Annotated in this window: 22 protein-coding genes; 12 read left to right on the top strand and 10 right to left on the bottom strand. The window is 71.1% G+C overall.

The features are described 5' to 3' along the window. Position 1 precedes the first annotated feature (1 nt). On the top strand, positions 2 to 1,015 hold the full coding sequence (locus tag BLT44_RS00460; protein WP_010156162.1) for an ABC transporter permease: 1,014 nt from the start codon (positions 2 to 4) through the stop codon (positions 1,013 to 1,015). Positions 1,016 to 1,085: 70 nt separating this feature from the next. Further along, entirely contained in the window at positions 1,086 to 2,159 is a 1,074-nt protein-coding gene (locus BLT44_RS00455) for a substrate-binding domain-containing protein (protein WP_010156164.1), read from the top strand. Between the two features lie 61 nt (positions 2,160 to 2,220). On the opposite strand, the gene BLT44_RS00450 is transcribed toward BLT44_RS00455, so the two are convergent. Beyond that, the gene (locus tag BLT44_RS00450) at positions 2,221 to 3,162 is read right to left on the bottom strand and encodes a sugar-binding transcriptional regulator (RefSeq protein ID WP_010156165.1); all 942 of its coding nucleotides are present in this window, start codon (positions 3,160 to 3,162) and stop codon (positions 2,221 to 2,223) included. Positions 3,163 to 3,316: 154 nt separating this feature from the next. Between BLT44_RS00450 and BLT44_RS00445 the strand changes: the two genes are divergently transcribed. The 6 genes from BLT44_RS00445 to BLT44_RS00420 are packed head-to-tail and all read left to right on the top strand — an operon-like array spanning position 3,317 to position 9,045. Continuing rightward, the gene (locus BLT44_RS00445) at positions 3,317 to 3,961 is read left to right on the top strand and encodes a KpsF/GutQ family sugar-phosphate isomerase (protein ID WP_010156166.1); all 645 of its coding nucleotides are present in this window, start codon (positions 3,317 to 3,319) and stop codon (positions 3,959 to 3,961) included. Beyond that, positions 3,958 to 5,415 (top strand): xylulokinase, encoded by a 1,458-nt coding sequence (xylB, locus tag BLT44_RS00440; protein ID WP_074689801.1) that lies wholly within the window; start codon positions 3,958 to 3,960, stop codon positions 5,413 to 5,415. The genes BLT44_RS00445 and xylB overlap by 4 nt, the downstream gene beginning before the upstream one ends. Further along, positions 5,412 to 6,155 (top strand): beta/alpha barrel domain-containing protein, encoded by a 744-nt coding sequence (locus tag BLT44_RS00435; RefSeq protein ID WP_010156168.1) that lies wholly within the window; start codon positions 5,412 to 5,414, stop codon positions 6,153 to 6,155. The genes xylB and BLT44_RS00435 overlap by 4 nt, the downstream gene beginning before the upstream one ends. After that, positions 6,152 to 7,189, top strand: coding sequence for an NAD(P)-dependent alcohol dehydrogenase (locus tag BLT44_RS00430; protein ID WP_010156169.1), 1,038 nt, complete (start codon positions 6,152 to 6,154; stop codon positions 7,187 to 7,189). Before BLT44_RS00435 ends, BLT44_RS00430 begins: the two co-directional genes overlap by 4 nt. 60 nt (positions 7,190 to 7,249) lie before the next feature. Beyond that, positions 7,250 to 8,008: an SDR family NAD(P)-dependent oxidoreductase gene (locus BLT44_RS00425; protein WP_010156170.1), complete on the top strand. Its 759-nt coding sequence runs from the start codon at positions 7,250 to 7,252 to the stop codon at positions 8,006 to 8,008. Further along, positions 8,008 to 9,045 (top strand): zinc-dependent alcohol dehydrogenase, encoded by a 1,038-nt coding sequence (locus BLT44_RS00420; protein WP_010156171.1) that lies wholly within the window; start codon positions 8,008 to 8,010, stop codon positions 9,043 to 9,045. The genes BLT44_RS00425 and BLT44_RS00420 overlap by 1 nt, the downstream gene beginning before the upstream one ends. A 116-nt stretch (positions 9,046 to 9,161) precedes the next feature. Here the strand turns inward: BLT44_RS00420 and BLT44_RS00415 are convergent, their stop codons facing one another. From BLT44_RS00415 to BLT44_RS00380, 8 genes are all read right to left on the bottom strand, one after another. Then, positions 9,162 to 10,430 (bottom strand): AGE family epimerase/isomerase, encoded by a 1,269-nt coding sequence (locus tag BLT44_RS00415; protein ID WP_010156172.1) that lies wholly within the window; start codon positions 10,428 to 10,430, stop codon positions 9,162 to 9,164. A gap of 90 nt (positions 10,431 to 10,520) precedes the next feature. Next, positions 10,521 to 11,651, bottom strand: coding sequence for a substrate-binding domain-containing protein (locus tag BLT44_RS00410; RefSeq protein WP_010156174.1), 1,131 nt, complete (start codon positions 11,649 to 11,651; stop codon positions 10,521 to 10,523). 35 nt (positions 11,652 to 11,686) lie between these two features. Next, positions 11,687 to 13,105, bottom strand: coding sequence for a multiple monosaccharide ABC transporter permease (mmsB, locus tag BLT44_RS00405; RefSeq protein WP_010156175.1), 1,419 nt, complete (start codon positions 13,103 to 13,105; stop codon positions 11,687 to 11,689). Next, the gene (gene mmsA, locus BLT44_RS00400) at positions 13,102 to 14,691 is read right to left on the bottom strand and encodes a multiple monosaccharide ABC transporter ATP-binding protein (protein ID WP_010156176.1); all 1,590 of its coding nucleotides are present in this window, start codon (positions 14,689 to 14,691) and stop codon (positions 13,102 to 13,104) included. The genes mmsB and mmsA overlap by 4 nt, the downstream gene beginning before the upstream one ends. An 80-nt stretch (positions 14,692 to 14,771) precedes the next feature. Continuing rightward, complete coding sequence (locus BLT44_RS00395) at positions 14,772 to 15,794, bottom strand: LacI family DNA-binding transcriptional regulator (protein ID WP_010156177.1); 1,023 nt, start codon at positions 15,792 to 15,794, stop codon at positions 14,772 to 14,774. Between the two features lie 115 nt (positions 15,795 to 15,909). Further along, on the bottom strand, positions 15,910 to 17,574 hold the full coding sequence (locus BLT44_RS00390) for a DNA repair helicase XPB (RefSeq protein ID WP_010156178.1): 1,665 nt from the start codon (positions 17,572 to 17,574) through the stop codon (positions 15,910 to 15,912). Positions 17,575 to 17,661: 87 nt separating this feature from the next. Beyond that, positions 17,662 to 19,620 (bottom strand): helicase-associated domain-containing protein, encoded by a 1,959-nt coding sequence (locus tag BLT44_RS00385; RefSeq protein ID WP_074689799.1) that lies wholly within the window; start codon positions 19,618 to 19,620, stop codon positions 17,662 to 17,664. 13 nt (positions 19,621 to 19,633) lie between these two features. Then, positions 19,634 to 19,900, bottom strand: coding sequence for a hypothetical protein (locus tag BLT44_RS00380; RefSeq protein ID WP_010156182.1), 267 nt, complete (start codon positions 19,898 to 19,900; stop codon positions 19,634 to 19,636). A gap of 139 nt (positions 19,901 to 20,039) precedes the next feature. Between BLT44_RS00380 and BLT44_RS00375 the strand changes: the two genes are divergently transcribed. Next, positions 20,040 to 20,417 (top strand): cold-shock protein, encoded by a 378-nt coding sequence (locus tag BLT44_RS00375; protein WP_010156183.1) that lies wholly within the window; start codon positions 20,040 to 20,042, stop codon positions 20,415 to 20,417. Beyond that, positions 20,410 to 21,048 carry a DUF3027 domain-containing protein gene (locus BLT44_RS00370; protein WP_010156184.1) on the top strand — a complete coding sequence of 213 codons (639 nt, stop codon included), beginning with the start codon at positions 20,410 to 20,412 and terminating at the stop codon, positions 21,046 to 21,048. The genes BLT44_RS00375 and BLT44_RS00370 overlap by 8 nt, the downstream gene beginning before the upstream one ends. Positions 21,049 to 21,310: 262 nt before the next feature. On the opposite strand, the gene serC is transcribed toward BLT44_RS00370, so the two are convergent. Continuing rightward, on the bottom strand, positions 21,311 to 22,429 hold the full coding sequence (gene serC, locus BLT44_RS00365; protein WP_010156185.1) for a phosphoserine transaminase: 1,119 nt from the start codon (positions 22,427 to 22,429) through the stop codon (positions 21,311 to 21,313). Positions 22,430 to 22,517: 88 nt separating this feature from the next. On the opposite strand from serC, the gene BLT44_RS00360 reads away from it, so the two are divergent. Further along, on the top strand, positions 22,518 to 23,210 hold the full coding sequence (locus tag BLT44_RS00360; protein ID WP_010156186.1) for an iron-dependent transcriptional repressor DtxR: 693 nt from the start codon (positions 22,518 to 22,520) through the stop codon (positions 23,208 to 23,210). A 30-nt stretch (positions 23,211 to 23,240) separates the two neighbouring features. Further along, positions 23,241 to 24,593 (top strand): NADP-specific glutamate dehydrogenase, encoded by a 1,353-nt coding sequence (gdhA, locus tag BLT44_RS00355; RefSeq protein WP_040504956.1) that lies wholly within the window; start codon positions 23,241 to 23,243, stop codon positions 24,591 to 24,593. The last annotated feature ends 212 nt before the right edge of the window (positions 24,594 to 24,805 follow it).

Raw genomic sequence — 24,805 nt, 5'->3', positions numbered from 1 at the left:
CATGTCGAATCCGACGCAGACCGAAGTGATGCGGACGGTGTCCGAGAGCGGCGACCTCCGCCGCTTCTCCGGCCCGTGGTTCCGCGAGCTGGCCATCCGCTACGCGATGGTCATCGTGATGCTGCTCATCATCGCGTTCTTCCTGTACCGGAGCGCCCGCTTCGGCACAGTCGACAACGTGACGACGATCCTCGTCGCAGCGGCGCCCTTCGCCCTGATCGCGCTCGGGCAGACGCTCGTCATCCTGACCGGCGGCATCGACCTGTCGGTCGGCAGCGTCATCGCGCTGAGCGCCATGGCGGCGGCCGTCGCCGCGAAGGAGCTGCCGGATCAGATCTGGCTCGCGCCGATCGTCGCCGTCGCGGTGGGCTTCGCCGCGGGGTCGATCAACGGCTTCGTCGTCGCCGTGATGAAGGTGCCGCCGTTCATCGCGACGCTCGGCATGCTCACCCTCGCCAGCGGTCTCGCCTTCGTGCTCGGCGACGGCGCCCCGATCAACGGCCTGCCGACCGAGTACGGCCAGTTCGCGAACACCCGCGTATTCGGGCTCACCATCCCCGTGATCCTCATGATCATCATGATCGTCGGCTTCGGGCTGATGATGCGCCGCACCAGCTACGGCCTGCGGGTCTACGCGGTGGGCGGCAACCCGCTCGCCGCGCAGATCGCCGGCGTGAAGACGGGTCGGGTGCTCTACAGCGTGTACGCGATCAGCGGTGCGCTCGCCGGGCTCTCGGGCATCATGCTCTCCTCGCGCGTGATCAGCGGCTCCCCGAACCTCGGTCAGGGGTACGAGCTCGACGCCATCGCGGCCGTCGTCATCGGCGGTGCGAGCCTCATGGGCGGTCGCGGCACGGTCTGGGGCACGGCGCTCGGCCTGCTGCTCATCCAGACCCTCAACAACGGTCTCGACATCTTGACCGTGCCCGCCTACTGGCAGGACGTGATCAAGGGCGTGCTCATCGTCGCGGCGGTCGCCGTCGACGTCTGGGCCAGCAAACGACGACGATCTTGACGGCAGCCGCCCCGACCGGGGCGGCGCGCCCTCCCGAACCCCCCGATTCACCGATGAAATGGAGTACCCAATGAAGTTCACCTCCCGAATGAGCCGCGGATTCGCGGTCGCCGTGGCCGGCGCGGCAGCGCTGTCGCTCGCGGCTTGCGGTGCGGGCGATCCTGCAGCGCAGCAGGGTGCCGACGAGAGCGGCAAGGAGCGCGTCACCGTGGGCGTCAGCGTCTACGACATGTCCTCCTTCATCACCGAGGGCAAGGAGGGCATCGACCGCTACGCCGAAGAGAACAACATCGAGATCCTGTGGAACGTCGCGAAGATGGACGTCTCGACGCAGGCCACGCAGGTCGATCAGTTCATCCAGGCCGGCGTCGACGCCATCATGGTCGTCCCCGTGCAGGCCGACACCCTGCAGCCCCAGGTGACCGCTGCGAGCGAGGCGGGCATCCCCTTCCTCGACGTCAACGCGACGCTGAACAACGACGAGGTCGCGGGCAGCGTGCAGCCCGACGACGTCGCGGCGGGCGCTCAGGAAGCGCAGATGATGATGGACGAGCTCGGCGGCAAGGGCAACGTCGTCATCCTGCAGGGCCCCCTCGGCGGCTCGGGCGAGATCAACCGCGGCGCCGGCATCGACCAGGTGCTCGAGGAGAACCCCGACGTCAAGGTGCTCGCCAAGGACACGGCGAACTGGAGCCGCGACGAGGCCGTCAACAAGATGAAAAACTGGATCTCGGCATTCGGCGACGACATCGACGGCGTCATCTCGCAGAACGACGACATGGGCCTCGGCGCCAAGCAGGCGCTCCGCGAGGCGGGCATGGACGACGTGCCGGTCGTCGGCATCGACGGCATCGAGGACGGCCTGAACGCCGTCAAGAGCGGTGACTTCATCGGCACCTCGCTGCAGAACGGCACCGTGCAGCTCGCGACCGGCGTGGCCGTGGCCGCGGCGATCGCCCGCGACGAGGACGTCGACAACAACCTCGTCTACACGATGCCCCCCATCACGCAGGAGAACGTGGACGACGCGCTCGAGCACGTCGTCACCGACCGCCCGGCCTTCCTCGACGGCCTCAGCGCGCTGATCGCCGAGAACCTGAAGACCGGCGACATCGCGTACGAGGGCCTTCCCGGCCAGGAGTAATCGACGATGCGGCGGCGGCGATCCTCTCCCGGGCAGGGGAGGGGATCGCCGCCGTTTCGCGTCAGCGGGGGTCGGCGAGCAGCGACTGCGCCGAGTCGCGATCGGTGATGAGCGTGGTGACGAAGCCGGCGCGCAGCACCGCTCGGAGGGCCGCGTGCTTCTCGGCGCCGCCCGCCACGACCATGATCTCGGGAACGGCGCGCAGCTGATCGAAGGGGATCGCGATGGTGCGAGCATCCAGCGCCGAGATGCGGCCGCCGGTCGCGTCGAAGAGCGATGCGGCCACGTCGGCGCGCACCCCCGTCGCGATGAGCCCGCCCGCTGCGTCCTCCGCAATCGACTCGGCGAGCTGCGAGACGACCGGGTTCCAGCTGCCCACGGCGAGCACGGCCCGGGTCACCTCGCCCATGCGCGCGAGGGTCTCGGCGACGCCGGGCTGGCGGCGCAGCATGGCGGCGGCCTCGGCGTCGGAGGCGACGAGCGGAACGTACAGCGACGCCGGTTCGCCGCCCGAGATGGCGCTCACGGTGCGCACGAGATCGCCGGCCGTCTGCCCGGGCGGGCCCGCGAGCCCGGTCAGCTGCACCACGTCGCAGCGGGGCAGTTCGCGCAGGTGGTCGGGGATGGCCGCGAGGGTGCGCCCGCTCGCGAAGCCGAGCACTTCGCCGGGGCGCACGTGCGACTGGAGGTACTCGGCGGCCGCACGGCCGAGTGCGCTGCGGAGACTGCGGGGGTCGGAGTCGCCGTCGGGCATGGTGACGCAGCGGATGTCGCGGAGCCCGTATCGGCGCCGCAGCTCGGCGACGTCGTCGCGGCCGAGCGACTGGGGGGCGCCGACGGTGATGCGCAGCACGCCGAGGTCGCGGGCCTCGGCGATGAGGCGGGCGACGCGGAAGCGGGACATGCCGGTGCGCGAGGCCAGCTCGACCATGGGCACGTCGTTGATGAAGTGCTCTCGGGCGACGTGCGCCATCTCGACCAGTCGGTTCGGACCGGGTTCCATGGGCGGCTCCTCTCGATGGGTCATCCTCTCACACCGGTCGGGCGGGGGCCCGCGCCGGCTCCGTCCGGAGACCGCATCGGCGGGTTCCGGAGGTCGCTTCGCACCGCGCGAAGCAGTAGAATAAATGCAACAAATGAGAGATAAGGTCAATCATATGAGCGCAACCGCCGCTGACCTCGTGCAGCACGCGCGCGAGGCGATCCTCCGGGAATCGCAGGCACTCGCCAATCTCGCGGAGCAGATCGACGACGGCTTCGCCGAGGTCGTCGCCGCCGTGCAGCGCTGCACGGGCAAGATCGTGACCACGGGCGCCGGCACCTCCGGCATCATGGCCGAGCGCCTCGCCCACCTGCTCTCGGTCTCGGGCACCCCCGCCTTCTACCTCCCGTCGCAGGACGCCCTGCACGGCGGCATGGGCGCGGTGACCCCCGACGACCTCGTCATCGCGTTCTCCAAGGGCGGCCAGTCCGCCGAGCTGACGCAGCTCGCCGAGCGCCTCGTCGAGCGCGGCTCCGAGGTGGTCGCAGTCACCGAGCGCCCCGACTCCCCGTTCGCGGCGGCGGCATCGCGCGTGGTGCACCTCACGACCGACCCGGTTGAGGCCGACGCGGGCGGCCTCATCGCGCTCGGCAGTACCCTCGTCGCCGGCGCCTGGGGCGACGCCCTCACCCTCACGCTCATGGGCCTGCGCGGCTTCAGCTGGGAGGAGGTCGTGCAGATCCACCCGGCCGGCATCGTGGGGCAGCAGCGCGACCTGCCCGACACCGTGGCCGTGCCCACGCGAGGAGGCGCCGCATGATCCCCGTCGTCTGCGGCGTCGACACCTCGACGCAGTCGTGCAAAGTCGAGTTCTTCGCGCTCGAGGACGGGCGCCGGATCGCGGGGGCCTCCGCCGCCCACCCGCCGGTCGCGCCGCCCCGCAGCGAGCAGAACCCGCAGGCCTGGTGGGACGCGTTCGTGGGCGCGTTCCGCAGCGCGCTCGCGCAGGCCGGGCCGGTCAGCGTGCGCGCGATCTCGGTCGCCGGCCAGTGCCACGGCATGGTACCGCTCGATGCGTCGGGCGCCGTCATCCGCGACGCGAAGCTCTGGAACGACACCACCACCGACGCCGAGCTCCGTGCGCTCGTCGAACGCATCGGCCCGGAGCAGCTCATCGCCGCCACCGGGTCGCTGCCCACGGCGGCGTTCACCCTGAGCAAGGTCGCGTGGTTCGCCGCGCACGAGCCCGAGAACTTCGCTCGGCTCGCCACGATCCTGCTGCCGCACGACTACCTCACGTACCGACTCACCGGCGCGTTCGCGACCGACCGCTCGGAGGCGTCGGGCACCGGGTACTTCGACCCCTCGGCGAACCGCTACCTGATCGACCACCTCGCGCTCATCGACGACACCCGCGACTGGGCTGCGATGCTGCCGGAGGTGCTCGCGCCCGACGGCGTCGCCGGCACGACCACGGCGGTCGCCATGACCGAGCTCGGCCTCTCCGAGCCGGTGCTCGTCTCCGCCGGCGGCGGCGACCAGCACGCCTCCGCCCTCGGGCTCGGCATCGCGGAGGGGGACGCGGTGTTCGCGTTCGGCACCTCGGGCGTGGTCTTCTCGACCACCCCCGAGCCGGTGCGCGACCCGCGAGGGTTCGTGAACGGCGTCGCGAACCTCACCGGGGGCTTCCTGCCGCTCGTGTGCACGCTCAACGGCGCCAAGGTCATCGACACGTTCGCCCGGCTCATGGGCACGAATCACGACGAGCTCTCGGCGCTCGCCCTGCAGGCAGGGCAGGAGGGCCCGGTGCTCGCGGCCTTCCTCGACGGGGAGCGCACCCCCAACCGTCCGCTCGCCACCGGGCTGCTCGCCGACCTCACGACCGAGACCACCCGCGAGCAGCTGGCCCGCGCCGCCTACGAGGGCGTCGTCTTCGGGCTCGTCGCGGGGCTCGCGCACTTCGAGCGGTGCGGGGTGCGCACCGACGGCGAAGTGATCGCCATCGGCGGAGCCGCGCGCTCCGCGGCGACGCGCCAGATCCTCGCCGACGCGCTCGGCAAGCCGGTGCACCTCGTCGACGCCCCCGAGGCGGTGGCGCGCGGTGCCGCCGTGCAGGCCGCGGCCGTGCTCGGCGGCACGCCGATCATGGAGCTGGCCGAGCGCTGGAAGCCGGAGCGCCGCGTCGCCGCCGAGCCGGGGCGCGTCTCCTCGGATCGCTTCGCGCGCTACGCCGAGGTCGCCGCGGTCGACTCACTCGACCGGAGCCGCGCGTGACGGCCCCGCAGCTCGCAGCCCGCGACGCGGTGCGCGCGCTGCCGAACGCCGGGTGGATCGGGGAGCTGCCGGAGGGAGCCGTGTACGGGAGCCTGTACGCCGCGCCGCAGGGCGAGCGGGAGGCGGCCGCCGACCGCTTCGCGGACGCCGGACTGCCGATGCACCTCGACGTCATCCTCGACCGCGACGCGCACGGCGAGCCCGCGCACCGCGGCATTACGATCGCCGAGCTGCGGGCCTGCGGCGCCCGCCACCCCGATTCCCTGCTCGAGGTGCACCTCATCGTGCTCACCGGAGCGCAGCACGGCGCGGGCCCGGAGTTCGCGTCGCGCCTGCGAGCCGAGATCGCCGCGGTGCTCGAGGTCGCCGCCGCGATCGGCGCCCAGCGCGCGGCTCTGCCCGTCGACATCGCGTCGGACGCGGCGCTGACCGAGGCGTTCCGCGCCGCCGGCGGCGAGGTGTGGACGGTGCTCGCACCCGGTGACGATCCCGCTCCGCTCCGCGCCGACGCGACGGGCGCCCTCATCATGCTGATCGAGCCGGGCACCCGCGACGCCGCGCGCCCCGAGCTGCTCGACCGCATCCCCCGCCTCGCCCCGAACGTGCAGGTCGGCGTCGACGGCGGCGTCGACGCCGCCATCGCACGCCGCGCCATCGCGCTCGGCGCCCACCATGTCGTCGTCGGCCGAGCCCTGCTCGACCCCGAGCCCCCCGAAGCAGTACGAGGAGAACAGCCATGACCCACCCAGAGATCCCCGAGCGGATGCGCGCCAGCGTGCTCCTCGGCACCCGCGACCTCACCATCGAGGAGCGCCCGGTGCCGAAGCCCGCCGCCGACGAGGTGCTCGTGCGCGTCGGCGCCGTGGGCGTCTGCGGCTCCGACGTGCACTACTTCCGCGAGGGGCGCATCGGCGACTTCGTCGTCGACGCTCCGCTCGTGCTCGGGCACGAGGTCGGCGGCGTGATCGTCGCGGTCGGCGAGCGCGTCGATCCCGCCCGCGTCGGCCGCCGCGTCGCCATCGAACCGCAGCGCCCCTGCGGCCGCTGCCGCGAATGCCGCATCGGCAGGTACAACCTCTGCCCCGACATGGAGTTCTACGCCACGCCGCCGATCGACGGCGCGTTCACGGAGTTCGTGACCATCCAGTCGGCGTTCGCGCACGACGTGCCCGACTCCGTGACCGATGAGGCCGCCGCACTGCTCGAGCCCCTCTCCGTCGCCATCACCTCCGTGCGCAAGGCGGGCATCGTGCCCGGCTCCACGGTGCTCATCGCGGGCGCGGGCCCGATCGGCATCATCACCGCCCAGACCGCGCGCGCATTCGGCGCGGGCGAGGTGATCGTGTCCGACCTCGTCGAGGCCCGCCGCGAGCGCGCGCTGCAGTACGGCGCCACCCGCGTCATCGACCCGCGCACCCAGAACCCCGCGGACCTCGACGTGCCGATCGACGCGTTCATCGACGCGAGCGGGGCCGCCCCCGCCGTGCAGTCGGGCATCCGCGCCGTGCGGCCCGCGGGCACCGCGGTGCTCGTCGGTCTCGGCAACCCCGAGATGACGCTTCCGGTCGAAGACATCCAGAACCGCGAGATCACCGTCACGGGCATCTTCCGCTACACCGAGACCTGGCCCGTCGCCATCCAGCTCGTCGCGAACGGGCAGGTCGATCTCGACTCGCTCGTCACGGGGCGCTTCGGCCTCGACGAGGTGGCGCAGGCGCTCGAGAGCGACACCGACCCCGACAGCCTCAAGTCGGTCGTCTACCCGGCTCGCTGAGCCGCCAGCACGTCACGCGACCCGCGTCGCACCCGCACACCTACGAAAAGGACACGACACATGACTTCGTTCAGCCTCGAGGGCAAGACCGCCCTCGTCACCGGCGGCAACCAGGGGCTCGGCAAGGCGTTCGCCTTCGGGCTCGCAGAGGCGGGCGCGCGCGTCGCGATCGCCGGGCGCAGCGCCGAGCGCAACGCGCAGGTCGTCGCGGAGGCCGCCGAGCGCGGCTTCGAGTTCGTCGCGATCACCGCCGACATCACCGATGACGCCCAGATCACCCGCATGGTCGAGGAGGCCAAGGCGGGCCTCGGCCGCATCGACATCCTCGTGAACAACGCCGGCACCTGCTTCCACGGAGAGTCGTGGAGCGTCACCGATGAGCAGTGGGATGCCGTGTGGGATCTGAACGTGCGCGCGCTCTGGAAGGCGAGCGTCGCCGTCGGCGAGCACATGCGCGAGATCGGGGGCGGCTCGCAGGTGAACATCGGCTCGATGTCGGGTCTGATCGTCAACCGCCCGCAGTGGCAGCCGGCCTACAACGCGTCGAAGGCGGCCGTGCACCACCTCACGAAGTCGCTCGCGGTCGAGTGGGCGCCCCTGAACATCCGCGTGAACGCCGTGGCCCCGGGCTACGTGAAGACGGAGATGGCCCCGGTCGACAACCCCGAGTTCCAGCGCTACTGGATCGAGGACGCCCCGCAGCAGCGGTTCGCCCTGCCCGAGGAGATCGCGCCGAGCGTCGTCTTCCTCGCGAGCGACGCCGCATCGTTCATCACGGGCTCGGTGCTCGTCGCCGACGGCGGATACACGGCCGTCTGATGAGCGACGTGCAGAACGCGGTGCGGCGCATCGTCGTCAACGCGGCCGATGACATCCGCGTCGAGCAGGTGCCCGCCCCGGTCGCGGGCGCGAACGAGGTGCTCGTGCGCTCCACCATCGTGGGCATCTGCGGCTCCGATGTGCACGCGGCGCACGGCCGTCACCCCTTCATGTCGCTGCCGTTCTGGCCCGGGCACGAGGTCATCGGCGTCGTCGAGGCCGCGGGCGACGGGGCTCCCGCCGACCTGGTCGGGCGGCGCGTCGTGGTCGAGCCGAACCTCGCCTGCGGCGAGTGCACCCCCTGCCGGCGCGGGCGCTACAACATCTGCGCGACCCTCGACGTGTTCGGGTGCCAGACCCCGGGCGGCATGACGGATCGCTTCACCATCGCCGCAGACCGTGTCATCCCGCTGCCCGACGATCTGAGCGACCGCGAGGCCGCCCTCATCGAGCCCCTCGCGACGCCCGTGCACGCGGTGCGCCGCGCCGGGGACCTCACGGGCGCGCGCGTCGTGGTGCTCGGCGCCGGCCCCATCGGGCTGTTCGTCACCATCGCGGCGCTGCACGCCGGGGCCGAGGCGGTCGTCGTCGCCGACCTGCTGGAGTCGAAGCGCGCCCGCGCCGAGCGCCTCGGCGCCACCGGCAGCTTCGATTCGAGCGCCCCCGATGCCGCGGAGGCCGCGCTGCGCGAGCTCGGCGGCAAGGCCGACGTGGTGTTCGACTGCGTGTCGCGCGAGTCGACGGTGCGCCTCGCGATCGAACTGCTGGAGAAGGGCGGCACGGTGATGACCGTGGGCGTGCCCGCGGGGCCGACCACGGTCGACCTCGAGCTGATCCAGGATCGGGAGATCTCGCTGCTCGGCAATCTCATGTACGTGCGCACGGACGTGGAGGTGGCGATCGGGCTGCTGCGTGAGCGCCGTCTGCCCCTCGACGAGCTCATCACGGGCGTCTTCTCCCTCGACGAGGCGCAGCAGGCGTTCGACGCGTCGAACGACCCCGAGCAGGTCAAGGTGCTCGTGGAGATCGCGGGCTGACGGCTCGCCCGCCGTCACCCGCGCGCACTGAATCGGGGCCGGCATCGGAGGCGCCACGTCCGTGGCACGCCCCCGGTGCCGGCCCCGAGTCGTCGAGTGAGGGGCGCGGGTCGCGGTCAGGGCGAGGCGAGGGCGCCGGATCGCAGGCCGTGCGTCAGGCTGCGCGTCGCGGGCAGGCGCGCGAAGAGCGTCGCCTGCAGCGCGTGGTACAGGTCGGGCTTGCCGCTCCACGTGCCGTTCGCGGGGGCCCCGTCGGCGTCGAGCTCGTGGATCCAGCTGCCGTCGGCCTCGATGTGTCGGCTCGCGGCGTACGCCCAGAAGCGGGCGTACCATTCGGCGTACGCCGCGTCGCCCGTTGCGCGGAAGAGCACGGCGGCGGTGCCGATGGCCTCGGCGATGACCCAGTGGAAGCGGTGGTCGTTCAGCACCCGTCCAGTCCAGTCGGTGCTGAAGGCGAAGCCCCCGCGGCGCTCGTCCCACGCGTCGGCGACGGCGCGGTTGAAGAGGCTGCGCGCCGCGTCGATCAGCCAGGCGTCGGCCGTGCCCGTGGCGTCGCGCTGCGCGGTCTCGAGGGCGACGAGCAGGCGCGCCCATTCGAGCCAGTGCCCCACGGTCGCCCCGTACGGGCGGAAGTGGCTGTCGGGGGAGTCGGCGCCGTACTCGGGGTCGGGGGTCCAGTCCTCGCGGTAGTGCTCGGGCAGGCGCCACGCGTTGTTCGCGGTGACGTCGCCGATCAGTCGCCGCGCGATGGCGGTCGACCGCTCGACGTGGCGCCGGTCGCCGTCGGCCTCGTACGCGAGCAGCCCGGCCTCGACGAGGTGCATGTTCGGGTTCGCCCCGCGATACGGGTCGAGCACGGTGAAGTCGCGACTCCACGTGTCCGCGTACATCGACGCGTCGGCCTCCCACCAGCGCTCGAGCACGGCGAAGGCATCGGTGTAGAGATCGTCCGCATCGAAACCGGCCAGTTTCGCCGAGGCTGCGGCGAGCAGCACGAACGCGTGCCCGTAGCTCTCCTTGGCGTCGGAGTTCGCGGCGTCGTCGGCGGCGCCGGCCGTGACGAACCAGCCGCCGTGCACGGGGTCGCGCAGCGCGCCGGAGCGGAGGAAGGCGAGCCCGTGCTCCACCCGCTCGGCCTGGCCCGGCGCCCCGAGCAGGTGCCCGAGCACCGCGCAGTAGGTGTACCGGCCGGCGATCCAGAGCTGCGAGCCCGCGGAGGGTACCGGTGCACCCGCGTCGTCGAGCCAGCTGAACCCGCCGCTCGGGTCGAGTGCGGGCTCCGAGAAGGCGAGCAGCCGGTCGGTCTGCTGCTCGAGCCAGGCGCGGTGCGCGGGGGAGTCGATGGCGAAGCGCTCGTCGGCGCCGGCGGTGCGATGGTCGGTCATGTGCAGCCTTTCCAAACGGCGCTGCGCCGGGGAGCGGAGGAGGGATCCCGCCGCGCCCCGGCGCAGCTCAGTGCGTCGAACTCACGAGCCTCAGCGGTACTCTTCGACGATCTCCAGCAGGTTCGGCACGTTCTGGTACGCGTCGGCCGCGTTCTCCTGCGTGACGATCACCGGATCGAGGAGGTACGCCGGCACCACCTTCGAGCCGTTGTCGTACTGGTCGGTGTCGTTCACGTCGACCTCTTCGCCCTGCTGCAGCTGGCCGATCATGGTGATGGTCTGCTCGACGAGCAGCGCCGTGTCCTTGTTGATCGTCGAGTACTGCTTGCCCTCCATGATGGAGCGCACCGACTCGACCTCGGAGTCCTGGCCGGTCACCACGGGCAGCGGCTTGCCGGCCTGCTCGACCGACGTCAGCACGGCGCGCGCCAGGGTGTCGTTCGGCGAGAGCACGCCGTCGAGCTCCGTGTCGCTGTAGGCGGAGGTGAGGATCGTATCCATGCGGCTCTGCGCGTTCTCGGCCTTCCACCCGGCGGTGGCGGTCTGCTGGATGTCGGTCTGGCCCGAGGCGACGACGAGGGTGCCGTCGTCGATCTTCGGCTGCAGCACGTCCATCGCACCGTTGAAGAAGACGGCCGAGTTCGCGTCGTCGGTCGATCCCGAGAACAGCTCGATGTTGTAGGGCGCGTCGTGGTCGGTGCGCTCCTCGAGACCGTCGAGCAGCGCCTGGCCCTGCAGCTGGCCCACCTTGAAGTTGTCGAACGCCACGTAGTAGTCGAGGGCGTCGGTGTTCTCGATGAGGCGGTCGTAGGCGATGACGGTGGCGCCCGCATCCTTCGCGGCCTGCACCTGGGTGGCGAGCTGCTTGCCGTCCTTCGCGCCGATGACGATGACCTTCGCGCCGCCGGTCACCATGGCTTGGATCTGGTTCTGCTGCTCGGCGACCGTGTTCGACGCCGGCGCGTACTGCACGTCGGCCTTGTAGCCGGCCTCTTCGAGCCCGTCGGTGAACAGCTTGCCGGCGAGCACCCAGTTCTCGCTCGTCTTATCGGGGAGTGCGACGCCGATGGTGGCGCCCTCTTCGAACCCGGTCGATGCGGCGCCCGAGTCGGAGCCGCCCGAGCCGCCGGAGTCGCCGCCGCGCTCCGAGGAGCACCCGGTGAGCGCCAGGGCTGCTGCGGCGAGCAGCGCGCCCGTGGAGAGGAGGAGTCTGTGCTTCATGGTTGCTTTCACTTTCTCTGATCGTCGAACTCTCGTCAGCGAGAGCCGGGTTCCTTCGTCGCGCTGTCGTCTGCGGCGGGAGGAGTCTGGGTGGTGGTGCTGCGCGGGCTGGGCGCGGGCGGCGCGGCGGGGGGCGCCTCCATGGCGCGGGCGCCGATGGGGGTCGTGTCGATGCCGGCGAACTCGCCCGCGGGCCTCCGCCGCTTCGTGAGGAAGCCGAGCACGGAGGGGCGGCCCTGCTGCTTGTTGTAGGCGTCGATGCCGACGGCGACGAGCAGCACGGCGCCCTTCACCATCTGCACCGTGTCGGCGCCGAAGCTGAGCAGCTGCATGCCGTTGTTGAGGAACGCCATCACGAGCCCGCCGATGATCGAGCCGATCACCGTTCCGATGCCGCCCGAGACGGCGGCGCCTCCGATGAACACCGCCGCGATCGCGTCGAGCTCCCAGCCGTTGCCGTCCTGCGGGCCCGAGGCCTGCGAGCGGGCGACGAAGATCATGCCCGCCACGGCGGCGAGCACCGACATGTTCATCATGACGAAGAAGTCGACTCGGCGATCCTTCACCCCCGAGAGCTTCGCAGCCTGACGGTTGCCGCCGACGGCGTAGATGTGGCGGCCGAACACGGTGTGGTTCGTGACGAACGAGTAGAGGATCACGAGCGCCAGCAGGATGATGCCGGAGACGGGGAAGCTGGTGCCGGGGCGGCCGCTGCCGAAGAGCAGTGCGGCGCCGAGGATCACCGCGCAGAGGAGCACCACCTTGACGACGCTCACCCAGAGGGGAGCGCGCTCCGACCCCATCTTCTTCTGCTGCCGGCGGGTGCGCCACTCGAAGAACACGAGCCATGCCGCGGCCAGCACGCCGAGAATGAGGGTGGGCACGTTGTAGGGGATCGGGATCCCGGCGATCTCGGGCAGGTAGCCCGCCCCGATGGTCACGAACTCGCGGGGCACGGGAACGGAGATGGAGTCGCCGATCCACTGATTCGCGCCGCGGAAGAAGAGCATGCCCGCGAGCGTCACGATGAAGGCGGGAACCCCGACGTAGGCCACCCAGAGCCCCTGCCACGCTCCGACGAGCGCGCCGAGGCCGAGACCGAGCAGGATGGCGCCCCACCAGGGGAGGTTCCACTCCGACATCGACTTCGCGACGACGATGCCGACGAACGCCGCAACGGATCCGACCGACAGGTCGATGTGCCCCATGATGATCACCATCACCATGCCGATCGCGAGGATCAGGATGTAGGAGTACTGCTGCATCACGTTGATCACGTTGCCGGGCGACAGGGTCAGCCCGTCGGAGAAGATCTGGAAGATCAGGATGATGGCGATCAGGCTGCCGAGGATGCCGAACTGGCGGGCCGTGGACTGCCCGCCGCCGAACATTCCGCGGATGTCTGAGAACCGGAAGCCGTGCCGCTCCGTGGTCTTCGTGTCGGTCGAGGTCATGCGTGCGCCTTCTCGTTCAGCGACGTCATGCTGCGCATGAGCGTCTCGGGGGTGGCCCGGTCGGCCGGGATGCAATCGGTGATGCGGCCCTCGAACACCGTGTAGATGCGATCGCAGATGCCGAGCAGTTCGGGGAGTTCGCTCGAGATCACCACGACGCCCTTGCCGGCGTTCGCGAGCTCGTTGATGATCGAGTAGATCTCGTACTTCGCGCCGACGTCGATGCCGCGGGTGGGCTCGTCGAGGATCAGCAGGTCGGGGTCGGTGAACATCCACTTCGCCAGCACGACCTTCTGCTGGTTGCCGCCCGAGAGGCTGGAGACGCCGTTGTTGACGTCGGGCGTCTTGATGCGCAGCGAGGTGCGGTACCGCTCCGCGACGGTGCGCTCCTCGCGCGCGTCGACCATGCCGCGGTGGGTGATCTTCGAGAGCTTCGCCGAGACGATGGAGCGCTTGATCGAGTCGAGGAGGTTGAGCCCGAGCGATTTGCGATCCTCGCTCACGTAGGCGATTCCGTGCCGGATCGCGGCGGGCACGTCGGGCACCTCGATCTCGGCGCCGTCCTTCATGAGCGTTCCCGAGATGAATCGGCCGTAGGAGCGGCCGAAGACGCTCATCGCGAGCTCCGTGCGCCCGGCGCCCATGAGGCCGGCGATGCCCACGACTTCGCCGCGGCGCACGTTCAGGCTCGACCCCTTCACCACGTACCGCTCGGGCACGGTGGGGTGCTGCACCACCCAGTCGCGCACCTCGAAGAAGACCTCGCCGGGGTTCGGAGTGCGGTCGGGGTAGCGGTGCTCGAGCGAGCGGCCGACCATGCCGTGGATGATGCGGTCCTCGTTGATGCCGCCCTGCTGCACGTCGAGGGTCTCCACGACCCGGCCGTCGCGGATGATCGTGATGTCGTCGGCGATCTGCTCGATCTCGTTGAGCTTGTGGCTGATGATGATGGAGGCGATGCCGCGGTCGCGGAGGCCCCGGATCAGGCCGAGCAGGTGCTCGGAATCGGTGTCGTTGAGCGCCGCCGTGGGCTCGTCGAGGATGAGGAGGCGCACGTTCTTGTTGAGCGCCTTCGCGATCTCGATGAGCTGCTGCTTGCCGACGCCGAGCGCTTTGATCGGCGTATCGGGGTCTTCGCGCAGCCCGACCCGGTCGAGCAGCTCGACGGTGCGCGAGCGCGCGGTGCGCCAGTCGATGGCGGCGCCGCGGCGCAGCTCGTTGCCGAGGAAGATGTTCTCGGTGATCGACAGCTCGGGGATCAGCGCGAGCTCCTGGTGGATGATGACGATGCCGGCCTCTTCGCTCGCGCGGATGTCGCGGAAGCGCATCTCGCGGCCCTCGACGATGATGTCGCCGGTGTACGTGCCGTGGGGGTAGACGCCGGAGAGCACCTTCATGAGCGTCGACTTGCCGGCGCCGTTCTCGCCGCAGATCGCGTGGATCGTCGCCGGGCGCACGGTGAGCGAGACGTCGGAGAGCGCCTTCACTCCGGGGAAGATCTTGGTGATGTCGCGCATCTGCAGCACGGGAGCCTCGTCGGGCCGGTGCGTCGCTCGTTCCACTTGATTGACCTCGCTGTCATCCATGTCGTCACTCGTGTGACCGTTCACATCGTGGAACACGGGGCGCCCGCGTGTCAAGGCGTTGTGGGCTGATTACAGAATCGTTACCGGCGCGTTGCGGCGGCGTTTGTCGATTGCCGCACTATCAGCTGCGGACTGACCGGGGCGAACTGCGGGGCGGGCTCTCCGGCGATGGCGGCGAGCAGGTGCATGATCGCGCGCGTGCCCAGCTCCGCGAAGTCCATGCGCACCGTCGACAGGGTCGGCCACACGTGCGCCGCGACCGGGATGTCGTCGAAGCCGATGACGCACACGTCGTCGGGCACGCGCACCCCGGCATCGCGGAACCCGTGCATCAGCCCGATCGCCATCAGGTCGTTCGCCGCGAAGATCGCCGTGAAGTCGCGTCGACCCGCGAGCTCGCGCCCGGCGAAGTGCCCGAAATCGGCGGTCCAGTCCCCGCGGATCGGCGGCAGCGTGGAGAGGTCGGCCTCGAACATCGCGTCGAGGTACCCGTGCATCCGCGACTCGGCCTCGATCCAGTCCTGAGGGCCGGCGAGGTGCAGGATGTCGCGGTGCCCGAGCGACACGAGGTGCTCGACGGCGATGCGCGCGCCCGCCCGCTGATCGGAGGCGATGGTCTCCGCCGCGCCGCCCGCCCCGGTGTGGAGCGTCGCGATCGGCACGCGCAGACCCAGCCCGCCGATCACGTTGAAGACGCGCACCTGCGGCGCGAGCACGATGATGCCGGCGACCTGCTCGTGCTCGAACTGCCGCACGGCCTCGCCGATCGCCTCGGGTGATGCGGCTGCGAGGTTGAGCGTGCTGATCGAGAAGCCCCGCTCGCGGGCCACCTGCTCGATCGCGACGATCGCCGACGTGGTGCCGTACTCGCCCACTGTCGTCGAGAGGATCCCGAGCACGCTGGGGCGGGCGGAGGCGAGGGCGCGCGCCGCCTGGTTGGGTCGGTAGTCGAGGGCGCGGATGGCGTCGAGCACGCGCTGCCGCGTGTCTTCGCGGATGCTCGGGTGATCGTTGAGCACGCGCGAGACGGTCTGATAGGAGACCGATGCGAGGCGCGCCACGTCGCGGATGCTCGCGGGCTTGGCCCGCGCTTCTCCGGGCATCAGGGCCTCCACGCCGAAAGTCGAATGTGTACGTTCACATTAGTGTACGCACGCCGCATTCGGGGAGGCGCGGAGCGAGGAGCGGGGGAGCGTGCAGCGCCCCGCAGCGCGGCCCTCAGAGCTGGTCGGCGTCGAGGATCGTGTACGCGTACCCCTGCTCGGCGAGGAAGCGCTGCCGGTTCTGCGCGAAATCCTGGTCGACGGTGTCGCGGGTGATCAGCGTGTAGAACGACGCCGTGGCGCCGTTCGACTTCGGGCGCAGCAGTCGCCCGAGCCGCTGAGCCTCCTCCTGGCGCGAGCCGAACGATCCCGAGATCTGGATCGCGACCGAGGCGTCGGGGAGATCCACCGAGAAGTTCGCGACCTTCGACACGACGAGGATCTTCTCCGCGCCGCTGCGGAACGCCTGGAACAGCCGCTCGCGCTCGTCCACCGGGGTCTGCCCCGTGATGAGGGGTGCGCCGAGCGCCTCCGCCATCGACTCGAGCTGGTCGATGTACTGCCCGATCACCAGGACGCTCTCGCCCGGGTGGCGGTCGATGATGCGCCGGGCGACCGGCTGCTTGATGAGGGCGCTCGAGGCGATGCGGTAGCGATCCTGATCCTCGGCGACGGCGTACTCCATGCGCTCCGCCTCCCCGAAGTCGACGCGCACCTCGAAGCAGGCTGCGGGGGCGATGAAGCCCTGCGCCTCGATGTCCTTCCACGCCGCGTCGTAGCGCTTCGGCCCGATGAGGCTGAACACGTCGCCCTCCCGGCCGTCCTCGCGCACCAGCGTCGCGGTGAGGCCGAGGCGGCGGCGCGCCTGCAGGTCGGCCGTGAGCTTGAACACGGGCGCGGGCAGCAGGTGCACCTCGTCGTACACGATCACGCCCCAGTCCTCCGCGTCGAGCAGGGAGAGGTGCGCGTACTCGCCCTTCCTGCGACTCGTGAGAATCTGGTACGTCGCGATGGTGACGGGCTTGACCTCCTTCACCTGCCCCGAGTACTCGCCGATCTCGTCCTCGGTGAGGCTCGTGCGGCGCAGCAGCTCGTCGCGCCACTGGCGCGCCGACACCGCGTTCGTGACGAGGATCAGGGTCTTCGCGCCGACCGCCGCCATCGACGCCGCGCCCACGATGGTCTTGCCCGCACCGCACGGCAGCACGACGACGCCCGAGCCGCCCCGCTGGAAGGCCTCGACGGCCTTCGCCTGGTAGTCGCGCAGTTCCCAGCCGTCTTCAGCCAGCGAGATGTCGTAGGGCTCCCCGGCGCGATAGCCGGCGAGGTCCTCCGCGGGCCAGCCGCGGGCCACCAGCTGCTGCTTGAGCTCGCCGCGGGCCCACGCCTCGACGGGGAACGTGTGCTCGTCGATCCGGTTGCCGAGCAGCGGGGCGATCTTCTTCGCGCTCGCGACCTCGCGCAGCACCATCGGATCCTCCGAGCGCAGCACGAGCTGAGTGGGGGCCTCCTCGGCGGAGGCTTCGCCGGGCACCGGTGCGCGCTCGATCGTGAGGCGCCCGTAGCGGCGCATCGTGTCGGCGATCTCATTCGCGACCCCGCTCGGCACGGGGAACTTCGCGTACCGGTTCAGCGTCTCGAGGATCTCCTCGGAGGTGTGGCCGGCGGCGCGCGCGTTCCACAGGCCGAGGCGGGTGATGCGGTAGGTGTGGATGTGCTCGGGCGCGCGCTCGAGTTCGGCGAACACGGCGAGCGCGTGCCGCGCGTCCTCGGCGTCGGGGTGGGCGACTTCGAGGAGCACGGTGTGGTCGCTCTGCACGATGAGGGGGCCGAGAGTCATAACGAGCGAGTCTACCGCGCATCGCTGTACCGGCGGAGTGCGTCGTGCGCTCAGCGCGGCCCCGCGCATGGTCCGGCGCAAGCCGGATCAGACCGACTCGACCGCCGTGATCAGGGTGATCGGCAGGGTGCGCTCGACGCCGGCCGACTGGTCGGCGGCCCGCAGCCGCCCCGCGCTCACGGAGACCGGCAGCAGCGTGAACGTGCGCACCTCACCGCGCGACTCCGCCGTGACGCGCACGGGGCTGCGGTCGCGGATCGCGAGTTCGAGCCGCCGCGTGAAGTCGCCGGTGCCCGGCTCGGAGCGCGCGGCGGTGAAGACGCGATCGACCAGCGCCTCCTGCGGAGAAGGCGAGTGATCCCGGTCGGGGGCCGCTGCGCTCGCCGCAGCGCCCGCTGCGCTGCTCGGCGCGGTGCCCGACCCGGTGCGCGGCGCGTTGCTCGGCGCGCCGTCCGCATTCGCGTCCGCGCCCGGCTCGGTCTCCGGCTCGTCCGTGCGCGCGGCCTCCGGCGGGGCATCGAGCGCCCCCTCCGCCTCGTGCAGCGCCGCCGCCCCCGATGAGGCGTGGTAGCGGGCGTCGGCGAGGGCGGCGAGCACATGGTCGGGGCTCAGGCGCGAGAAGAGCTCCGTCTCCGACGCGCGGGTGCGGTGCAGCTGCAGGTGCTGCAGGGTGCGATCGACGAGGATCGTCGCGGCGAGCTCGGCGCGCGCGAACGCCAGCCGTGTGCGGCCCTCGTCGCCGTGGTGCTCGCTCACGACGATGCCGCCGACCCGCTCCCCGAGGGAGCTGAGCAGGTACTCGAGCGGCTGGGGGATGCCGGTGAGCGAGATGCGCGCGAACGCCTCGCGCGCCGTGGCGGGGGTGAGGCCCCGCTCGTACGCGCCCGCGATGGAGGCCTCGCTGATGCGGCGGGTCGATGCGACCCCGATGTGCTCGGGCCGGGCGAGCGCCACCAGCACCGCTTCGTCGCGGGGCGGCAGCGGGCCCGGTACGACGACGCTGAGGTCGGGCTGCACGTACACGCCCGCGGCGGTCTCGGGCATGGCTGCGGCGACCCGGGCGACCACGTCGGCGTCGCCGGCGCCGCGGGGTTCGGCGACGCCGACGCCGTCCCGGGCGAGCAGCGCGTCGGCGACGTCGGTGCAGCGGCCGGCCACGGTGAGGCCGAGGTACTCGGCGAGCCGCGCGAAATCGGCGACCGCGGCGAGATCGGCCGCGGGGAGCAGGGGGTACTCCTCGGGCACGGCTGCGGCGAGCGCTCGCACGTCGCAGCTGGGCCGAGCCGCCGCCGCCCACTCGGCGCGCAGCGGGGCCGGCATGGAGAGCGCGGCGGCCCGGGCGAGCGCGATCCACCGCTCGACGTGGGCGCTGGCGAGCCAGGAACCGGAGCCGGATGCGGCGATGAGGAGCTGGTCGTCGGCGAGCGCGGCGATGAGGTCTGCGCGCAGCAGTGCGGCGAGCGCGAGCGTCACCTCGTCGGGTTCGATCGCCGTGGCCTCCGCGAGGTGCTTCACCGTGGCGACGGCGATGCTGCCCGACCGGTTGAGCTTGCCCGGGCGGTCGCGCAGCATGCGGAGGCACTCGGCCGCCTGCCCCACTGCGGTCAGGGCCGAGGTGAACCAGACGCTCGTGTCGGGGTCGGGGTCGGGATCGGGGTCGGGGCCGGCCTCGGCGCCGGTCGGCAGCGCGCCCGCCGCGCGCGGCGCATCACCCGATCCAGCCGCGGCCAGCGCATCGTCGAGCACGGCTTCGACCTCGGGCAGCGCGACGGCCGCGTCGCCGTCGCGACCGACGAGCCCGAGGCCCCGGAGCTGCTCGATGCGGGCCGAGTCGGCGGAGCGCGGGTCGCGGACCGCCGCCAGCTGCGCGCGATCGAGCGGGGCGAGTGCGCGGGCGATCGAGTCCGGCTTCAAGAGATCCGACGCGAGCCCGATCGGGTCGTTGATGCTCGCGTGCGCGTGGGGCCGTCGGCTGCGCACCAGAGCCGCAAGGGTGTCGCGATCCATCTCCGCGATGGCGGAGGCGAGCGCGAGTGTGCCGCTCATCAGCGCATCCGACCTAGCGGCCGGAGAGCTTCCGGGTTTCCGTGCGGCGGCGGCGCTGGGTCAGGATCAGCAGCGCGATCAGCAGCACGAAGCCGATCGGCAGACCGATCATCGAGATGCCGTACACGAGGGGCCAGAGGCCCTCGGCGAGCGCGAAGCGATCGTTCATCCCCACGATCAGGGTCGCGAAGAAGGAGAGGAGCGCCAGCGCGATGATGGAGAGCGACGCGTAGGCGAGGATCCGCTCGAGGATCGACGGGGTGCTGGGTTCAGTGGACATCCGCTCCATTTTATCGGCATCCCGGCTCCGCGCGAGAGCAAGTTGCTCCGCTAGAATTGGCTGAATGCTCGGGGAGCGCGCTCGCGAACGAGCGCGCGGGCTCCGCGGCGCATCACGAGGAGACGGAGGGGAACGAGGCATGCCGAACGGCAAGGTCAGGTTCTATGACGAGGCGAAGGGCTTCGGGTTCATCCAGGGGGATGACGGCGCACAGGTGTACCTGCACGCGTCGGTCGTTCCGGAGGACGCCGACATCCAGGCCGGAACGCGTCTGGAGTACAGCGTCGCCGATGGACGGCGCGGCCCGCAGGCGCTCTCCGTGCAGGTGCTCGACACCCCGCGCCTCGCGAAGCGCAGCCGCAAGTCGGCCGACGAGATGGCGGTGATCATCGAGGATCTGGTCAAGCTGCTCGACGGGCTCGGCGAGCGGCTGAAGCACGGGCAGTACCCCGAGCGCTCGCAATCGCGAAAGGTCGCCACGATGCTGCGACGGGTGGCGGATGATTTCGATGTCTGAGACCGAGCTCACGCCCGACGCGGTGCTGCTGGCCGCGCGCGACCAGGCGCGCGCCGCCCTGGCCGAGATCACCGACCCCTCGATGATCGGTGCCGACGCGGGATACGAGGTCGAAGAGGCCCACGTGCTCACCCTGCTGTTCGAATGCCGTCTGGCGGGCTACCCGGGGTGGCGGTGGGCCGCGACCCTCGCCCGCACGAGCGAGGACGCGCCGGTGACGGTGCTCGAGGTGGAGCTGCTGCCCGGCCCCGACTCGGTGATCGCTCCTGACTGGGTGCCGTGGTCCGAGCGCCTCGCGCAGTACCGCGAGGGGCACGCCAAGCAGGCGGATGCCGCGGGAGACCCGCATGACGACGAGGCGGCGGACGCGGAGGACGACGAGCTCGAGAACGATTTCGACGACGACCTCGACGGCGTCGACCTCGACGAGGACGCCGATGCGTTCGACGACGATTCGGACGACGACGATTCGGACGGCGACGACACGGATGACGACGATTCCGAGGACGAGGACATCGACGACGACTCCGACGACGCCGACCTCTTCGACGAGGACACCGACGACGTCGACGACGAATCGGACGACGACTCCGAAGACGACGACTCCGAGGACGACGACTCCGAGGAGTAGCCGCCCCCGCCGCGCGCGGAATACGTAGATCTCCCGGATCCGGTTCCGTGCGCCGCTGCATATCGTGGGTGCAGGGCCGGGGCGTCCGGGGTCTTCCTGCCGACGGGCGCCCCGGAACAGAAGCGGATGCGCGTCGCGATCGCTGCGGCGATGCCCGAGCGCTCGCGACCCCCGCTTCCCGTCGGGCCCGGAGCTTACCCCCTAGGCGCCCGGGCCCGACGGCCCGCCCCGCCCGGGCGGGCCGTCCCGGCGCCGCTCGCGCTCAGCCGAGGCGCTCGAGCACGTAGTCGATCGAGGCCACGAGAGCGCGTACGTCGTCGGGCTCGATCGCGGTGAAGGTCGCGATCCGCAACTGGTTGCGGCCGAGCTTGCGGTACGGCTCCGTATCGACGACGCCGTTGGCGCGCAGCGCGCTCGAGATGGCTGCAGCATCGACGGAGTCCTCGAAGTCGATCGTGACGACGACCTGCGAGCGATGATCCGGGTCCGAGACGAAGGGCGTGGCGACCGCCGTGCGCTCGGCCCATTCGTACAGCACGCCCGACGACTCGGCCGTGCGGGCGGCGGCCCACGACAGCCCGCCGTTGGCGTTGATCCAGCGCACCTGCTCGTCCATCATGCCGAGCGTCGCGAGCGCCGGGGTGTTGAGCGTCTGGTTCTTCCGCGAGTTCTCCACCGCCCCGGCGAGGTTCAGAGTCTCCGGAATGTAGCGGCCCGAGGCGGCGACGCGCTCGATGCGCTCGATCGCGGCCGGCGAGACCAGCGCGAACCAGAGGCCTCCGTCGGAGGCGAAGTTCTTCTGCGGGGAGAAGTAGTAGACGTCGACCTGGTCGGCGTCGAAGTCGATGCCGCCCGCGCCGCTCGTCGCATCGACCACGGTCAGCGCACCCGCATCGCCCGCCACGCGTCGAACGGGGGCCATGACGCCCGTCGAGGTCTCGTTGTGCGGGAAGGCGTACACGTCGACGCCCGCGACCGGCTCCGCGGCCGAGCGCGAGCCGGCGTCGGCCGAACGCACATCGGGATCCTCGAGGAACGGGGCCGCGCCCGCCGCCTTCGCGAACTTCGCACCGAACTCGCCGAACGTCAGGTGCTGGCTGCGGCGCTCGATGAGCGAGTGCACGGCCGAATCCCAGAACGTCGTCGCCCCGCCGTTCGCGAGCAGGATCTCGTAGCCCTCGGGCGCGCGGAACAGCTCGGCGAGGCCGGAGCGCACGCTCCCCACGAGGTCCTTCACCGGTGCCTGGCGGTGCGAGGTGCCCAGCACGCGCGGCTGCAGCGAGCCGAGGAAGGCGAGCTGCTCGTCTCGCACCTTCGAGGGGCCACAGCCGAAGCGGCCGTCGGCGGGCAGAAGCTCAGTGGGGATCGTGATGTCAGCCATGAGCGCAATTGTATCGAGCGCGGACCCCGCAGCCCGCGTCGCTCGGCCGCGATGGCCTAAGCTGGACGACGGACCCGAAAGGACGGCGATGACGGACCTGATCGACACGACCGAGATGTATCTCCGCACGATTCTGGAGCTCGAGGAGGAAGGGATCGTCCCCCTGCGCGCTCGAATCTCCGAGCGCCTCGGTCACTCGGGGCCCACCGTATCGCAGACCGTCGGGCGCATGGAGCGCGACGGTCTCGTCGTGGTCACCGACGATCGCCGCCTCGCACTCACCGTCGACGGTCGCAGCAAGGCGATCCATGTGATGCGCAAGCACCGCCTCGCCGAGCGCCTGCTCGCCGACGTGATCGGCCTCGAGTGGGCCTACGTGCACGAGGAGGCCTGCCGCTGGGAGCACGTGATGAGCGAGCAGGTCGAGCGCAAGCTGCTGGGCATCCTCGGCAACCCGACCGAATCGCCCTACGGCAACCCCATCCCGGGCCTCGAAGAGCTCGGCGCCGTGCGCGCCGGCTCGTTCCAGACCGGCGTGACCGGGCTCACCGAACTGCTCATCGACCCCGAGGCCGTGGTCGTCGCCCGCATCAAGCGACTCGCGGAGCCCCTGCAGGTCGATCCCGAACTGCTCGAACAGCTCGCCGCGGCGGGCGTGCTCCCCGGCAAGCGGGCGTCGTTCAGCCGCAGCGGCCACATCGTGCACGTCGAGGTCGAGGGATCGAGCGAAGCGATCGACCTGCCGACCGAGGTCGCCGCCCACATCTTCGTCTCGCAGTAGCGAACCGCCGCAGTACCCGAGGAGCCGACATTGACGTTGCTGACCCCTGACGCCCACCTGCGAGACATCGCCGACACCGTCGCCCGCCGAAGCGCGGCCGAGCCCGAGTTCCAGCAGGCGGTGCGCGAGGTGCTCGAGACGCTGGAGCCCGTGCTCGCCGAGCACCCCGAGTACATCGAGGCCGGCATTCTGGAGCGCCTCGTCGAGCCCGAGCGGCAGCTGATCTTCCGGGTGCCCTGGACCGACGACGCCGGGCGCGTGCGGGTGAACCGCGGCTACCGCGTGCAGTTCAACTCGGCGCTCGGCCCCTATAAAGGGGGGCTCCGCTTCCACCCGAGCGTGAACCTGTCGGTCGTGAAGTTCCTGGGGTTCGAGCAGATCTTCAAGAACGCGCTCACGTCGCAGCGCATCGGCGGCGGCAAGGGCGGATCGGACTTCGACCCGAGCGACAAGAGCGATGCCGAGGTGATGCGGTTCTGCCAGAGCTTCATGACGGAGCTCGTGCACCACATCGGCGAGCACACCGACATCCCCGCCGGAGACATCGGGGTTGGCGGTCGCGAGATCGGCTACCTCTTCGGGCAGTATCGGCGCATCACGCAGCGCTACGAGGCGGGCGTGCTGACCGGCAAGGGCATCGGCTGGGGCGGGGCGGAGGTGCGCACCGAGGCCACCGGGTACGGGGCCGTGTTCTTCGCCGAGGAGATGCTGCTGCGCGCCGGGCAGGGCATCGACGGCCGCCGCGCCATCGTCTCGGGCTCGGGCAACGTCGCGACCTACGCGATCGAGAAGATCCAGCAGCTCGGCGGCACCGCCGTGACGGCATCCGACTCGAGCGGGTACATCGTCGACGAGCGGGGCATCGACGTCGAACTGCTCAAGCAGGTCAAAGAGGTCGAGCGCGCCCGCATCTCCGCGTACGCCGAGCGCCGCCCGGGCGCGCACTTCGTGGCCTCGGGTTCGGTGTGGGATGTGCCGGGCGAGCTGGCGTTCCCGTGCGCCACGCAGAACGAGCTCGACGGCGACCACGCGCGCACGCTCATCGCCGGTGGCCTGCGTGCCGTCGCCGAGGGCGCGAACATGCCCGCGACGCCCGAGGCGGTCGCCCGCTTCCGCGAGGCCGGCGTGCTCTTCGCCCCGGGCAAGGCGGCGAACGCCGGGGGAGTGGCGACGTCCGCGCTCGAGATGAGCCAGAACGCCGCCCGCTCGCGGTGGGATCGCGACAAGAGCGAGTCGCGGCTCCGCGACATCATGCGCGACGTGCACGCGTCGACCTACGCCGCCTCCGAGCGGTACGGGCGGCCCGGGGACTACGTGCTCGGAGCGAACTCCGCGGCGTTCGAGACCGTGGCGCACGCGATGCTCGCGCAGGGCGTGATCTGAGTCGTGGTCGCTCGGCATCGAGATACTCCGAGGCCCCCGCAGGCGAGCGCGGGCGCTTGTTTCAGCGGTACTTGAAGGTTTCGTGACCTGAGCGTGACATATTCGTGATGTTCGGTTACGCTTTAACGGTCGCGGCCCGCAAGGGCTGCACCTGACGCAGACACCAGTTGGCAACAGTAAGGCAGATATACACGTGACTCAGCACTCCAGCA

This window comes from Leucobacter chromiiresistens (genome assembly GCF_900102345.1).
GTDB classification, from domain to species: domain Bacteria; phylum Actinomycetota; class Actinomycetes; order Actinomycetales; family Microbacteriaceae; genus Leucobacter; species Leucobacter chromiiresistens.
The sequence above is the reverse complement of the archived record's forward strand: the minus strand, read 5'-3'. Positions and strand labels throughout refer to the sequence as shown.

Bases quoted from the DNA above. Each gene is read 5' to 3' on its own strand.
- BLT44_RS00460 (WP_010156162.1), top strand. From the start codon at position 2: ATGTCGAATCCGACGCAGACCGAAGTGATGCGGACGGTGTCCGAGAGC.
- BLT44_RS00455 (WP_010156164.1), top strand. From the start codon at position 1,086: ATGAAGTTCACCTCCCGAATGAGCCGCGGATTCGCGGTCGCCGTGGCC.
- BLT44_RS00450 (WP_010156165.1), bottom strand. From the start codon at position 3,162: ATGGAACCCGGTCCGAACCGACTGGTCGAGATGGCGCACGTCGCCCGA.
- BLT44_RS00445 (WP_010156166.1), top strand. From the start codon at position 3,317: ATGAGCGCAACCGCCGCTGACCTCGTGCAGCACGCGCGCGAGGCGATC.
- xylB (WP_074689801.1), top strand. From the start codon at position 3,958: ATGATCCCCGTCGTCTGCGGCGTCGACACCTCGACGCAGTCGTGCAAA.
- BLT44_RS00430 (WP_010156169.1), top strand. From the start codon at position 6,152: ATGACCCACCCAGAGATCCCCGAGCGGATGCGCGCCAGCGTGCTCCTC.
- BLT44_RS00425 (WP_010156170.1), top strand. From the start codon at position 7,250: ATGACTTCGTTCAGCCTCGAGGGCAAGACCGCCCTCGTCACCGGCGGC.
- BLT44_RS00420 (WP_010156171.1), top strand. From the start codon at position 8,008: ATGAGCGACGTGCAGAACGCGGTGCGGCGCATCGTCGTCAACGCGGCC.
- BLT44_RS00415 (WP_010156172.1), bottom strand. From the start codon at position 10,430: ATGACCGACCATCGCACCGCCGGCGCCGACGAGCGCTTCGCCATCGAC.
- BLT44_RS00410 (WP_010156174.1), bottom strand. From the start codon at position 11,651: ATGAAGCACAGACTCCTCCTCTCCACGGGCGCGCTGCTCGCCGCAGCA.
- mmsB (WP_010156175.1), bottom strand. From the start codon at position 13,105: ATGACCTCGACCGACACGAAGACCACGGAGCGGCACGGCTTCCGGTTC.
- mmsA (WP_010156176.1), bottom strand. From the start codon at position 14,691: ATGGATGACAGCGAGGTCAATCAAGTGGAACGAGCGACGCACCGGCCC.
- BLT44_RS00395 (WP_010156177.1), bottom strand. From the start codon at position 15,794: ATGCCCGGAGAAGCGCGGGCCAAGCCCGCGAGCATCCGCGACGTGGCG.
- BLT44_RS00390 (WP_010156178.1), bottom strand. From the start codon at position 17,574: ATGACTCTCGGCCCCCTCATCGTGCAGAGCGACCACACCGTGCTCCTC.
- BLT44_RS00385 (WP_074689799.1), bottom strand. From the start codon at position 19,620: ATGAGCGGCACACTCGCGCTCGCCTCCGCCATCGCGGAGATGGATCGC.
- BLT44_RS00380 (WP_010156182.1), bottom strand. From the start codon at position 19,900: ATGTCCACTGAACCCAGCACCCCGTCGATCCTCGAGCGGATCCTCGCC.
- BLT44_RS00375 (WP_010156183.1), top strand. From the start codon at position 20,040: ATGCCGAACGGCAAGGTCAGGTTCTATGACGAGGCGAAGGGCTTCGGG.
- BLT44_RS00370 (WP_010156184.1), top strand. From the start codon at position 20,410: ATGTCTGAGACCGAGCTCACGCCCGACGCGGTGCTGCTGGCCGCGCGC.
- serC (WP_010156185.1), bottom strand. From the start codon at position 22,429: ATGGCTGACATCACGATCCCCACTGAGCTTCTGCCCGCCGACGGCCGC.
- BLT44_RS00360 (WP_010156186.1), top strand. From the start codon at position 22,518: ATGACGGACCTGATCGACACGACCGAGATGTATCTCCGCACGATTCTG.